We start from the raw sequence: 13678 nt of genomic DNA on the forward strand, positions 1-13678 counted from the left end.
TTTCACACAGAATTATTTGCAAGGAAAACAATGATTAAAATTCCAATGACTGTCGAGGGTGCAAAAGCCCTCGAAGTCGAGCTTGAGCAGTTAAAGAAAGTTGACCGCCCACGAATTGTCGCTGCAATCGCAGAAGCGCGTGAACACGGTGATTTAAAAGAAAATGCCGAATATCATGCTGCTCGCGAACAGCAAGGTTTTTGTGAAGGTCGTATTCAAGAAATCGAAGCGAAATTAAGTAACGCGCAAATTATTGATATCAGCAAGCTACCGGCAAGCGATAAGGTCATTTTTGGTGTAACGGTAGACATCATCAATACCGATAACGACGCAGTAACAACCTATAAAATTGTTGGTGACGACGAAGCCGACGTAAAAGCGAATAAGATTTCGGTAAATTCACCCATTGCGCGTGGTTTAATTGGTAAAGAGGTTGGCGATATCGTTGCCATTCGCACACCTGGTGGTATCGTTGAATACGAAATTGAAGACGTACGTTATATATAAATAATTGTATGTAACCTAAAAAAACCAGCGTTTAGCTGGTTTTTTTGTTTTAGGCTATTTAACTCATAACCGCGTTGCAAACTTATTCAGATTGCAAATTTTCAAATCCGAATTTTTTACTGTCTCTTGAGAGAGATCTTTAAGTCTACTGAACTTTGAAGCGTAAATTGGTTAGTTTTGGATTCGGTTTGCTGGCTTTTTTGAATAACAGCACAACCTTGCCAATTTCTTGCACAATTTCAGCAGAGGTTTGTGCAATGATTTCTTGGGCGACGGCCTTGCGAACCTCTCGGTCTTCAATGGCAATTTTCACCTTAATCAATTCGTGGTCGCGAAGTGCGCGAAAGAGTTCATCAAGAACACCTTCACTGATGCCGTTTCCAGCAATAATAACAACCGGTTTTAATGAGTGACCAATACTACGGTATTGTTTTTTTGTATCTGTGTCTAAGGACATGAAATTTTCCAAACTGACGGTATCAACGCCGGAAGTTTAGCCGAAAATGCGCGATAAATCGATCAAAGTCTGTTTGCCAAATGCTATCTCAGAAGAAAAAGTCTGCGACATTTAAACGTGTATGAATCCCTTCGACGAATGCCGCAGTGTGTAATGAAAAGACACTAAGCTTGGGATCAAATGTGAATTTAGATTAAATGCCCAGCCATCGCTGGTAGAGCTGGATAGCCCTTGTTTCTAATATGTTGCTATCCAGATCTAATACGCCGTGCAACTCTAAAATAGTGAGCGATTAACGCTCTTCAGAATACTCACCTTCTTCGTCTTCACCGTGCTTAAACTTATGATGAGACTTGCGGAATTCGTGCATTTTTTCGCGTTTCAATTCATGCATGGCCTGTTGAAGCTGGTCTTTTTGCTCTTCGGTCAATAGTGCATCCAAATCTGCGTCGTATTGATTACGAAGATTTTTCATGGCCGCATGATGTTCTGTCATTAACGTAGAGAACTGTTGGTCATGGTTTTCAATAAGCGTCTTTAATGCCGTTTTGGTTGAATCATCAACGGCTAGACCATCCACTAGGGCTTGTCTTTCCGCGGTAAATTCTTCACCCATTGGTTTTTTGAAGAAATGATCTTTTCCGCTGGCAAAAACCGTTGCGGTCATAGCGATGGTTACAGAAGCAACTAGAACTTTAAGCGATGTTTTCATAGTAGGTTCCTCATGGATTTGCTCTTAAGTTGTAGGATGCAGTATCAAGAACAAATGAGGACTAAATATGGACACAATGTGCAATCTGCCTTCATCTATAAAAAAGTGTCATGAGCGGTTACGCGATTTTTTTGCACACGAGAAATTCACAGCTTTTGGATAAATGCACAAGAAATTAGCATGAAAGATGGGTACTGTTCGTCTAGCTTTACAGTATAACTGTATTCGAGCAGTAAAAATTCCGGTGCTATTTGTAAACACACTGTTTTTGTTGCGCAGTTAGTAAAAAATAAATGCTTTAAATGTTTGTAATTAGCAATCCAAAAAATTGATTATTTTGACAGCGGTAAAATCCGTAATCGCTTTAAAATACAGCAATTTTTAAGTATTTATTGGCTAGAAAAACGCAACCTTAAAAAAACAGTTAGTTTAAATCACCCAATGAATTTTCGAATAATTACTTAATTTTACACAAGGTTAATTAATTTTAAGGCTGCGGTGCTTTGTCGCAGTCATTCATAATTTATGCGGACTGTTATTTGCTTGAGACCGCGCTCAGAATAATCGTAAGTAAATGGATAGGTAGCGGTAGTATGAAAAACTTGTCTCGGCGGAAATTACTGCTTTTGATGGCATCAATTGGCGGCACTACGGCAGTTTATAACACGGCGTATGCGCTTGGCTTGGTGGCTGCTCCTGCGCAAGGCGCGCCACTTAATTTAAAACCGGCTACCGGGAATAAAAAGAAAGTATTGATTTTGGGCGGCGGTATTGCGGGTTTATGTTGTGCCTACGAACTCGAAAAAGCCGGTTATGAGTGCACAATTTTAGACGCCTCTCACCGTGTTGGCGGTCGTAATTTAACGCTTCGTTCCGGCGATCTTATTGATGAATTGGGTCGTCCCAATTACTGTAAGTTTGATAAAGACCCTAATCTGTATTTCAACACCGGTCCCGCTAGGATTCCTGGGCATCACCGACGCCTTTTAGGTTACTGTAAAACGCTGGGTGTGCCTCTTCATGTTCGTGCCAACGAAAGCCGTTTGGCCTACTGCCACGACACCAACGCCTTCGGCGGTAAGCCTATTCGTATTGGGCAAATTATTTCCGATACTCGCGGCTTTATGTCAGAGCTCGTTGAAAAAGGCGTTAAAGCAGGTGCGTTCGATAAAGAATTATCGAAAGAAGATATAGAACGCCTTTCTGGCTTTTCAAAAATGTACGGTGATCTAGCGGATACCGGCATTTATCAAGGTACCGAGCGTGCCGGCTCTAAGCGCGATCGAATGCTTGAACATGTTGAAACCAACGATGTTTTAGACTTCAAAGAAATGCTCCAATCTGAGACGTGGCGCTCGGCTGTGATGGCAAGTGAGCCCTATGATTGGGCGGCACCTGTTATGGAGCCCATTGGCGGTATGGATCAAGTGGTGGAAGGTTTCAAACGAGCCATCAAATCGCCAATTTTATTGAAAGCACAAGTACAGTCTGTGCAGACTACCGATAGCGGCGTAAAAATTAGCTTCCAACATGAAGGCCAAATTAAAACCTTAGAAGCCGATTATTGTTTCAATAATATTCCTGCTCACCTGATGAATGGTATCGACAACAATTTGCCGTCTGAATACGCGCAGGCTCTAGGCAGTATTGGTCGAGGTCATTTGTTTAAGATTGCTTTCCAAATGAAGAAACGTTTCTGGGAAGATGAAGGCATTTACGGTGGGATCAGCTACACCAACCAAAAAGTTCGCCAGCTTTGGTATCCGTCGCACGATATCAATACCGAAAAAGGTGTGATGCTGGGTGCTTACTCTTGGGTAGATTCTGAGGCCATGGAAATCGAAGCCATGGATCTAGAAGATCGTTTGTCTATGGCAGCCGCAGCTGGTGACAAGATCCATAAAAATTACTCCAGCTACATTGAAGCCGGTGCAAGCGTTATGTGGGCACGAATGAATCACATGATGGGATGCAGCGCGCGTTTACCTGAAGGTAAAGAAGACGAGGTATTAGCCATTTTGGGCAAGCCAGTTGGTCGCCACTTTATGATTGGTGATCAGGTGTCTCGACATTCTGGTTGGCAAGAGGGCGCCTTGGCCTCTGCACACAATGCCCTAGCGCATTTCAGTAATTTGGTTACCGAACTAAACGCTTAAGAGAGTCGATTCAATGAAGTTTGTAATGAAATTAGTATCTGGCGCGGTATTGGTAGCGGCATCGACAATGGCAGGCGCAGAAAAATTAGAAGTTATTCCTGAACAGTATCAAGTTTGTACGGTCTGTCACGGTACCATGTTGCGTGGTAACAGTAGCACCAAGGCTCCAGCAATTGCAGGTTTGCAATCTTGGTATGTGAGTAAACAGCTCACTAGCTTTAAAAAAGAATGGCGTGGTAAACATCCGCAAGACGTACCGGGTACCGAAATGTATCCCGTTGCAGCGGGAATGTCTGAAAAAGAAATCAGTGCAGCCGCAAAATTTGTTGCATCGTTACCAGTGCCAACATCTACCAGCGCTACGGTTACCGGAGATGTTGAAGCTGGCGAAAAGCTTTATTCTGCATGCAAGGCTTGTCATGGCGGCAAAGCCGATGGCAATAAATTGCTGGGAGCGCCAAGTTTGGCAATCCAAAATGATTGGTATTTAAAGCAGCAATTAATTAACTATCGAAACGGTATTCGCGGTAGCCATCCCGAAGATTCAAAAGGGGCGTCAATGGCACAAGCAGCAAAAGGACTTAGTGGCGAACACGATATCGATAATATTGTTGCGTACATTTCCACCTTATAAATTCAATAATGTAGGAATCTATTCTATGAACCTTAAGAAGACTCTAGTACTTTCTGCGGCACTGTTGTCGTTTGCGCAATTAAGCTCGGCGGAAGTCACTCGTCATCCGTTACCAAACAACAGCACTTTTCCCATTGCGCGTGCGGTAGAAGTCACCGCTGACACCACATTGATTTATCACAGTGGTCAAGTACCCGCTGCGGCAAAGCCAGACGCTGAAAAAGGCAGTCGTGAGTATTACGGTGATACCTATACTCAAGCGATGAGTGTTTTCGGTAAATTCGAGCAATCACTCGCTGATTTAGGTTTAGGTTTTGGCGATGCTGTAAAACTCACCGTGTTTTTAGTGGGTGATCCAGAGATGGACGGCAAAATGGATTTCCAAGGTTTTATGAAAGCCTACACTCAATTCTTTGGCACTAAAGAACAGCCAAACCTTCCTGCACGCTCTGCTATTCAAATTGCTGGATTAGCCGGTGGCCCTGGTATGTTGGTTGAAATCGAAATGGTTTTAGCAAAACCCAGCAAATAATTGGCGAACTATTTTTTGCTAAAACGGCGACTTTTCAGTCGCCGTTTTTGTTTCAAGATTAGCAAACTGATAAAAATCTAGTGTTTTGATAAATACTTATTCTTCTGATTGATCTCAGCACAAATTGTTGTCACTGAGTTCACTATTCGCCATCGGGTTCAAATTTATAACCTAAGCCATAAACCGAATGAACATAGCTGTGATCGGGGTTAGCTTGATCGAGTTTTTTGCGTAATTTTTTAATATGACTGTCGATAGTTCTTTCGCTAACAATTCGATAATCGGAATAGATGTTATCCATAATCTGGTTACGCGAATAAATTCTTCCAGGGCTTTGCATTAATAATTTAAGCAACGCCAACTCTGTGGCCGTTAAATCGATCTCTTGATCTTTAATACGAACTCGACAACGATCGGTTAATAATTCAATGTTTGCAGGTTTGCTCTGTGTATTTGCGTCTGGATTGGTTCTGCGTAAAACGGTTTTTACTCGTGCAACAACTTCTCTTGGGCTGTAAGGCTTGCAGATATAATCATCTGCGCCCAGTTCTAATCCTAATAGACGATCAATTTCTTCAATTTTTGCGGTGGTTATTAAAATAGGCAATTGACTCTTGGAGCGAATGCGTTTGCAAACTTCCAATCCATCAAGGCCTGGTAGCATTAAATCAAGAATAACCGCATTGGTTTTGTTGTGTTCAAGCCATGCTAATACTTCATCGCCTCGCGCAATCGTATCAGTATTAAATCCAGAGGCTTTAAAATAGTCTTGCAAAAGACCAGACAAACTTTTTTCGTCTTCCACAATTAAAATATGTTGCGCGTTTATCTCATCCATAAATTACTGGCCAGGAGTAGAAGGTAATTCAATGATAATTTTTAAACCGCCAAGCGGGCTTACCTCAGCTTTGATCGTACCGTCGTGAGCAATAACAATATTTTTCACAATGGCCAGACCAATACCTGCACCGCCTGAATTTCGATTGCGAGAATTCTCTGCTCGATAAAGCGGATCGAATAATTTACCCAGATGGATGGCGTCAACACTTGGAGCACTGTCTTGGATAACCAGCATGAGTTTTCGACCATTCCTTTCTAGTAATAGCTCAACTTGTCCGGGTGCGTCGGTATAATTCAAACTGTTATTCAAAAGATTTAGCAACAGTTGCTCGAAACGTTGACGGTCAATTAACATTGAAACGCAGTCGACGTTACTGCTAAAACGCAAATTAAGTCCTTTTTCTATAAAGGCGGGTTCAACCGTCGTTCGAACTTGATCAACCAAGGCTTTTAAATCGGTCTCGTGTTTTTGATAATTTAATGCGCCTAGCTCGGAGACAGAAAGCTGGTACAAATCATTAATTAATTGTGTGAGCTGATTAATATGGGTATTGAGCGCTTCTAGATTGTCTTTATTCGGCTTGCGAATGCCGTCGATAAAGGCTTCAATTTGGCCTTTTAAAAATGTAACCGGAGTTCTTAATTCGTGGGAAATATCGGCCACCCAGCGTTTACGTTGCTCCCGATTTGCCTCTAGGGTTTGCGCTAACTCGTTAAAATATTTTCCAAGTGTGGCGATTTCATCTTGGCCGCGAATTTCTACACGCGCGTCGTATTTGCCATCGATTAATCGCGCAGTTGCTCTTTGCAGTTTTTGAACAGGTTTTACCAAAATGGCAGCCAACGGAAATGCAAAGGCCGCAGAGGCAATTAACGCTAATAAGCCAATGACAACAAAATTATTGGTTTGATTGCGTAAAAAATGCAGCTCTGATTGTGATTTCAATCGCTTGGGAATTTCGAAGCCAACGAAACCAATGGTCTTGCCATCGATGCTGAGGTTTTGCCAAGTAATATTATCTTTGTCATCACTATCGCCGCGAATTTTACCGACCAAAATATTGTGGTGTTTATCCGCTAACACCAAATTACCTAAAGGCAAAGGTGGCTTCTTGCGTTGATCGTGATCTTTGTGAGAGCGGGGAAGGTGCCTTTCTTCGAGCTCTTCCAGCTCGTCTTCACTGGCTAAACCCGATGCTTGAAACCAAGTGATGCGTTGTAGATTCCACCAACGCCTTGGATTTTCAATCAGTGTCTGCCAGCTATCGTCATACTTATACATCTTCTCAAGCTTGGGTTTAATAAGCTGGATTTGCGCTTCTGAAACTCGGGCAACATAGTGCTTAAAACCGTGATCGAGGCTGTACTGAACCCAAAACAATAGTCCGGTAACCAGCGTGGTTGAGCTAAAAAACAGCACCAGCCAGAGTTTTAACGCTAGGTTGAATTTTGGTATTTGCATATACTTTACGATCACAGAAACAATTACAGCATCATACAAGAATCGTGATCTGCGCCAATGGATTAGGTGTGAGTCCTTATTTTTTTCTCATTTAGGGCAATAACGCAAAAATTGAGTAGTTCGATGATTGGTTGTAGTATTGGCTAATAAATATACAGAGTTGACAATGGCACGTTCAAAAAGTAGTGGTCAGTGGCTACAAGAGCACTTTAACGATCAGTTTGTAAAGCAGTCTAAAGAAGACGGCTACCGATCTAGGGCCAGTTACAAACTGCTCGAACTGCACGGCAAAGACAAATTGTTCAAACCTGGAATGTGCGTACTCGATTTAGGCGCGGCCCCCGGCGGTTGGTCACAGGTAGCGGTCGAGTTAGTCGGTGAAAGCGGCGTTGTTTTTGCCTCAGATATCTTAGAGATGGATTCGATAGCGGGTGTTGAGTTCTTACAAGGTGATTTTACCGAGCAATCTGTGTACGACGAGCTTATGGAGCGTCTTGGTGAATATGGTCACGAAGGTGTAGACCTTGTAATTTCGGATATGGCGCCCAATATGAGTGGTATGCCCGAAATTGATCAGCCCAGAGCCATGCATTTGGTCGAGCTTGCCCTTGAAATGGCACTACAAGTTCTCAAACCCAATGGCTCTTTCGCGGTAAAAGTGTTTCAGGGCGAAGGTTTTGATCAGTATTTAAAAGAGTTACGTGACGCTTTTAAGACCGTAGTCACTCGCAAACCAGAATCGTCTCGGGCGCGTTCTCGGGAATGTTATCTGGTGGCTAAAGGTAGAAAGTCTTAGAACTGATAGTAATTACGTGTGCTCGGGAGCTTTTTCTTTATTAGAGTGGTCATAAATACTGGAAAGTGTAACAGGCCTTGAATATGGCTTCGATGGAAGTGTAGAACTCAAACGCTATAAACCTATTGAAAACATAATCTGCCGAACAGACTGTTTTAGTGAACTAACTTTGCTCGTTTTCACTGAAATAGCGATCATAAAATACTCTAATTTGAATATCTAATTAGAGTATCAACCTACACCGCCTTAGTGTGTTTACTGTTTCCCTTATAGCTTTTTATTTCAAAAAACGTCGGGAAACCGCTGGTATTAACCGCTTTAGTTATGCCATGCTTATAATCTTGCGCTACGGCACTAGCTCAGCTGGAACCTCATACAGTGAGGCTATTAGTATTCTTATAATGAGGGCTAATCCTTGAACGACATGGCTAAAAATCTGATTTTATGGCTTGTTATTGCGGCCGTTCTGCTTTTTACATTCAATAGCTTTCAAAGCTCCACCGATAGTTCGGAAATCGACTACTCGCAATTCATTAATGAAGTGCAGACAGATCGAATCAGATCCGTAACTTTTGATGGTGCAATCATCGTTGGTGAAAGAACCAATGGCGAGCCTTTTAAGGTTGTTCGCCCAGCGGCTCAAGATCCAAAATTGATGGACGATCTGCTCAAGCATGACGTGATTGTGAAAGGCCGTGAACCGGACTCTCCAAGTTTGCTTCAGCAATTGCTAGTTGCCAGCTTCCCAATTCTTATCATCATCGCTGTGTTCATGTTCTTTATGCGCCAAATGCAGGGCGGAGCAGGCGGTCGTGGTAGCCCAATGAGCTTTGGTAAGAGTAAAGCTCGCTTATTGGGTGAAGACCAAATTAAAACCACCTTTGCCGATGTTGCCGGTGTGGATGAAGCCAAAGAAGATGTGCAAGAACTGGTTGAGTTTTTACGCGATCCTTCTAAATTCCAGCGTCTAGGCGGCATGATTCCGCGCGGTGTGCTGATGGCAGGTCCTCCAGGAACCGGTAAGACTTTGCTTGCCAAAGCCATCGCTGGTGAAGCCAAAGTGCCCTTCTTCTCGATATCAGGTTCGGATTTTGTCGAGATGTTCGTAGGTGTTGGTGCTTCGCGTGTTCGCGATATGTTTGACCAAGCCAAAAAACAAGCGCCGTGTATTATTTTCATCGATGAGATCGATGCGGTAGGTCGTCATCGTGGCGGCGGCCACGGCGGTGGTCACGACGAGCGTGAACAAACTTTGAACCAATTATTGGTTGAAATGGACGGTTTCGAAGGCAGTGAAGGCGTTATTGTTATCGCCGCAACCAACCGTCCTGATGTACTCGATAAAGCACTGTTGCGCCCGGGTCGTTTCGACCGTCAAGTATTCGTAGGCTTGCCAGATATTCGTGGTCGTGAACAAGTACTTAAAGTGCATATGCGCAAAGTACCTATCGATGAAAGCGTTCAAGCCAGTGTTGTTGCGCGAGGTACTCCAGGTTTCTCTGGTGCCGATCTTGCCAACCTTGTTAACGAAGCGGCTCTTTTTGCTGCTCGTGCTAACAAGCGTGTTGTTACCATGGAAGAATTCGAAAATGCTCGCGACAAGATCCTTATGGGTGCCGAGCGTAAGTCTATGGTGATGAGTGAAAAAGAGAAAGAAAATACGGCCTATCACGAAGCAGGCCATGCCATTGTTGGTCGTTTAGTTCCAGAACATGATCCTGTGCATAAAGTGACCATTATTCCTCGCGGTCGTGCGTTGGGTGTGACTCAATTCTTGCCAGAGTCAGATAAATACAGCTATAGCAAGCGTGCCATCGAGAGCCAAATTTGCTCTTTGTTTGGTGGTCGAATTGCCGAAGAAATCACTCTTGGTTTTGAAGGTGTTACCACTGGTGCATCGAACGATATCGAACGAGCTACCAGCCTAGCGCAGAACATGGTAACCAAATGGGGCCTGTCTGAAAAATTAGGTCCGCTACACTATGGTGAAGACGAAGCCGGAATGCCTGGCGCGGGTAATACCCACTATTCTGGCTGGACTCAAAGAACCATCGACGAAGAAATTCGTGACATTATCGATAGATGTTACAAACGTGCTGAGCAAATTCTTACCGATAACCGCGATATTTTAGAAGCCATGAAAGACGCTTTGATGGAATATGAAACCATCGATGCCGAACAAGTTGATGACTTGATGGCACGTCGAAAAATGCGTCCTCCACGTGATTGGCGTGACGGCGGCGGTTTTACGCCACCACCCAAAGAAAGTGCCTCTAAAGGTGGTTCGTCGGATTCCATTGGTGATCCTGCCGACATCTAATCGACTCTCTCATAACGAGTAAGAGTCTCTAAAAGCCGACGAGTTAACAGCCGTCGGCTTTTCATTTTTAATCCAGTCAACTTTCTGCATAACTGAGAAACTGATTTGAAGGCGAACCTTTCAATCCTCTGCGGCGATAAATTATTAGATTTATCATGTCCGCGTGTCATGGGAATTTTGAACGTCACCCCAGATTCTTTTTACGATGGTGGTACTCTATTTGTAGGCCAATCTGTAGATAAATCTAAGTTGCTTAAGCGCGTAGAAGCGATGCTTGACGCCGGAGCTGATCTGATTGACGTCGGTGGTGAGTCCACCCGTCCGGGATCGGATGTGGTAACCACTGAGCAAGAATTGGATCGTGTGGTTACGGCGGTTGATTGGATTCGACAGCACTTTGATACCATTATTTCCGTGGATACCAGTACACCTGAAGTTATGATCGAATCGCAAAAAGCGGGTGCTGGTTTAATCAACGATGTACGTGCACTCCAACGACCGGGTGCAGTAGTGGCAGCAAAAGCTACCGGATTGGCGGTTTGTTTGATGCATATGCAAGGCGAGCCACAATCTATGCAGGCTAATCCTCAATACTTTGATTTATTAGCCGAAGTCGAAACTTTTCTTTTAAAAAGAGTCGATGTTTGCGCAGAGGCAGGAATACCCAAGAGCCAGATTATTTTAGATGTCGGCTTCGGCTTTGGAAAAACCTTAGACGACAACCTGCGATTGATGCGAAATCTAAAAAGGTATTGTGATCTACCGTTTGCTCATTTAGTTGGGGTTTCACGAAAATCCATGATCGGTACAATCACCGGTTGTGAGGTGGGTGAGCGTTTGAATGGCAGCTTGGCGTTGGCTTACGAGTCTTTATGCCAAGGCGCAAAAATATTGCGTGTGCACGATGTTAAAGAAACGGTAGATATCGTTAAAATTTATACTGCTCTGCATTCTGGCTAGTTTCACTGGTTTTGATTAGGTTCATTAACTAAGTTTTATGCTTGCTGTGACAACTCCTGAACACAGCGTTAATCCTACTGATTTATTATGGCAAGAAAATATTTTGGTACCGACGGTATCCGTGGTCGTGTTGGTGAGGGTGCAATTACGCCCGAGTTTGTGCTGCGCCTTGGTTGGGCTGCCGGTCAAGTTCTGGTAGAGCAAAGTGCGAAGACCGGCGGTTCTCGCCAGATTCTTATCGGCAAAGACACTCGAATCTCCGGCTACATGTTTGAGTCTGCTTTACAGGCAGGGCTGATCAGTGCAGGTATCGACGTTGGGTTACTTGGGCCAATGCCAACCCCGGCAATCGCGTATCTCACTCGTACATTGCAAGCGCAAGCAGGTATTGTTATCAGTGCCTCGCATAATCCTTTCTACGATAACGGTATTAAGTTTTTCAATAGCGAAGGCACCAAGCTTGATGACGAAATTGAACAGGCCATTGAAGACAAGCTGAGCGAAACCATGGTGACCGCATCGGGCCTAGGTAAAGCTCGACGTATCAATGATGCCGCAGGACGTTATATTGAATATTGCAAAAGTACTGTGCCTTGGGGTTTCAGCCTCATGGGCCTACAAATCGTTCTAGATTGTGCCAACGGTGCTACCTACCACGTTGCCCCAAAGGTATTTACCGAGCTCGGCGCTAAGGTCATCTCACTGGCAGTAGAGCCGGATGGTTTGAATATTAACGCCGATTGTGGATCTACGCACCCGCAGCGATTACAAGCTGAAGTGCTCAATCGCGGCGCAGATTTAGGTATTGCGCTGGATGGCGATGGAGACCGAGTACTCATGGTCGATCATAAGGGCGAGTTGGTTGATGGTGATGAACTGCTCTTTATCATTGCTGAACATCGATTATCACAAAATAGCCATTGTCAGGGCGTGGTAGGTACTTTAATGAGTAACCTAGGGCTCGAACTTGCGCTAAAAGAAAAAAACATAGAGTTGGTGCGCGCCAAGGTTGGCGATCGTTACGTCATCGAAGCCATGAAAGATAAAAATTGGATGCTCGGTGGCGAGTCTTCTGGTCATATCATTTGCAACGACGTAACTACCACAGGCGACGGAATTATCGCCGCTCTGCAAGTATTAAAAGCTTTGGTACATCAGGAAAAAAGCTTGCATCAGGCCAAGCTCGGCATGAAAAAATTCCCGCAAACGATGATCAACGTGCGAACGCCATCGCGTGAAAAGTTGCACACCAGCGAAAACATAAAACTCGCCGTCGCCAATGCCGAAACCGAATTGGCGGGTTCTGGCCGAGTCCTCTTGAGGCCATCTGGCACTGAGCCGTTAGTTCGGGTAATGGTTGAAGGCGAAAACCAAATGTTAGTTCGCGAGGTTGCACAAAAACTCGCCAAGGTGGTTGAATCCGAACTCGCGTGAGGCTCACACGCAAGTCTCAATGATTGTAAGTTCACCTTATCTCATATAGTATTGGCGCCCGCTTTATGCCGGCCCTGGATGATCCATAAGCAATTTTAAGGAACCATAAAAATGCGAAGATCTCTTGTTGTGGGCAATTGGAAGATGAACGGCAGCTTAGTGCAAAACAAAGATCTTGTTGGTGCACTCAAGCAAAAATCGTTTCCTTCAAATGTGGAAGTTGTTGTTTGTCCACCTACGGTGTACCTGCCACAAGTGGCTGATCTCGTTAATGAAGACAGTATTTGTGTGGGAGCTCAGGATGTGAGTCACCAAGCAAATGGTGCTTACACTGGTGATACCGCGGCTGAGATGCTCAAAGAATTTGCCTGCCAATACGTTATCGTTGGTCATTCTGAGCGTCGCGAATATCAACGCGAAAGTAATACAACTGTGGCTGAAAAATGCCTACAGGCTTTGAAGAATAACATTACACCAATAGCGTGTGTGGGTGAGTCTTTGGTGCAGCGAGAACAAGGCGCGACCTTATCGGTAATTTCCGAACAAATTCAAGCCTTGATTGAGCGACTCAGTGAAGACCAGCTTAAAAGCATCGTTATTGCCTACGAGCCTATCTGGGCTATTGGTACAGGTTTAACGGCGACCCCAGAGCAAGCACAAGAAGTGCACGCAGCCATTCGTGAACAACTGGCCGATGCTGGTTCAAGTGTATCGCTGTTGTATGGTGGAAGCGTAAAAGCTGCGAATGCAGCAGAACTATTTACACAAAAAGATATAGACGGAGCTTTAGTCGGCGGCGCCTCTCTAGATGCTGACGACTTTTGCGCAATTGCTAACTCATTTTAACTGAATAACCATCGTGACTTTA

At 44.2% G+C, this 13678-nt stretch carries 13 protein-coding genes; 9 read left to right on the forward strand and 4 right to left on the reverse strand.

Annotated elements, in window-relative coordinates:
• Positions 1 to 30: 30 nt before the first annotated feature.
• Entirely contained in the window at positions 31 to 507 is a 477-nt protein-coding gene (gene greA, locus ACYQ28_RS01500) for a transcription elongation factor GreA (RefSeq protein ID WP_460047564.1), read from the forward strand.
• A 145-nt stretch (positions 508 to 652) separates the two neighbouring features.
• Here greA and yhbY read toward each other — a convergent pair whose 3' ends face one another.
• Positions 653 to 964, reverse strand: a complete 312-nt coding sequence (gene yhbY / locus ACYQ28_RS01505) for a ribosome assembly RNA-binding protein YhbY (RefSeq protein ID WP_460047566.1) — start codon at positions 962 to 964, stop codon at positions 653 to 655.
• Between the two features lie 292 nt (positions 965 to 1256).
• Positions 1257 to 1676 carry a hypothetical protein gene (locus ACYQ28_RS01510; RefSeq protein ID WP_460047568.1) on the reverse strand — a complete coding sequence of 140 codons (420 nt, stop codon included), beginning with the start codon at positions 1674 to 1676 and terminating at the stop codon, positions 1257 to 1259.
• A 593-nt stretch (positions 1677 to 2269) separates the two neighbouring features.
• Here ACYQ28_RS01510 and ACYQ28_RS01515 point away from each other — a divergent pair.
• Genes ACYQ28_RS01515 through ACYQ28_RS01525 form a run of 3 tightly spaced genes read left to right on the forward strand, consistent with a single transcriptional unit; the run spans position 2270 to position 4998 of the window.
• Complete coding sequence (locus ACYQ28_RS01515) at positions 2270 to 3832, forward strand: flavin monoamine oxidase family protein (protein WP_460047569.1); 1563 nt, start codon at positions 2270 to 2272, stop codon at positions 3830 to 3832.
• A 25-nt stretch (positions 3833 to 3857) separates the two neighbouring features.
• Positions 3858 to 4466, forward strand: a complete 609-nt coding sequence (locus ACYQ28_RS01520; protein ID WP_460047570.1) for a c-type cytochrome — start codon at positions 3858 to 3860, stop codon at positions 4464 to 4466.
• 25 nt (positions 4467 to 4491) lie between these two features.
• Entirely contained in the window at positions 4492 to 4998 is a 507-nt protein-coding gene (locus ACYQ28_RS01525) for a RidA family protein (protein WP_460047571.1), read from the forward strand.
• Positions 4999 to 5140: 142 nt separating this feature from the next.
• On the opposite strand, the gene ACYQ28_RS01530 is transcribed toward ACYQ28_RS01525, so the two are convergent.
• Positions 5141 to 5836: a response regulator gene (locus ACYQ28_RS01530; protein WP_460047572.1), complete on the reverse strand. Its 696-nt coding sequence runs from the start codon at positions 5834 to 5836 to the stop codon at positions 5141 to 5143.
• Between the two features lie 3 nt (positions 5837 to 5839).
• Positions 5840 to 7300, reverse strand: coding sequence for an ATP-binding protein (locus ACYQ28_RS01535; protein ID WP_460047573.1), 1461 nt, complete (start codon positions 7298 to 7300; stop codon positions 5840 to 5842).
• Between the two features lie 166 nt (positions 7301 to 7466).
• Here ACYQ28_RS01535 and rlmE point away from each other — a divergent pair, with 166 nt between their 5' ends.
• The 5 genes from rlmE to tpiA all read left to right on the forward strand — a co-directional run bounded on the left by rlmE (position 7467) and on the right by tpiA (position 13656).
• The gene (rlmE, locus tag ACYQ28_RS01540; protein ID WP_460047575.1) at positions 7467 to 8096 is read left to right on the forward strand and encodes a 23S rRNA (uridine(2552)-2'-O)-methyltransferase RlmE; all 630 of its coding nucleotides are present in this window, start codon (positions 7467 to 7469) and stop codon (positions 8094 to 8096) included.
• Between the two features lie 424 nt (positions 8097 to 8520).
• On the forward strand, positions 8521 to 10416 hold the full coding sequence (gene ftsH / locus ACYQ28_RS01545) for an ATP-dependent zinc metalloprotease FtsH (RefSeq protein ID WP_460047577.1): 1896 nt from the start codon (positions 8521 to 8523) through the stop codon (positions 10414 to 10416).
• Between the two features lie 105 nt (positions 10417 to 10521).
• On the forward strand, positions 10522 to 11376 hold the full coding sequence (gene folP / locus ACYQ28_RS01550; protein WP_460047578.1) for a dihydropteroate synthase: 855 nt from the start codon (positions 10522 to 10524) through the stop codon (positions 11374 to 11376).
• An 87-nt stretch (positions 11377 to 11463) separates the two neighbouring features.
• Positions 11464 to 12810 (forward strand): phosphoglucosamine mutase, encoded by a 1347-nt coding sequence (glmM, locus tag ACYQ28_RS01555; RefSeq protein ID WP_460047580.1) that lies wholly within the window; start codon positions 11464 to 11466, stop codon positions 12808 to 12810.
• Between the two features lie 111 nt (positions 12811 to 12921).
• Positions 12922 to 13656 (forward strand): triose-phosphate isomerase, encoded by a 735-nt coding sequence (gene tpiA, locus ACYQ28_RS01560; RefSeq protein ID WP_460047582.1) that lies wholly within the window; start codon positions 12922 to 12924, stop codon positions 13654 to 13656.
• Positions 13657 to 13678 lie beyond the last annotated feature (22 nt).

The sequence above is a fragment of the Sessilibacter sp. MAH1 genome, assembly GCF_054658315.1.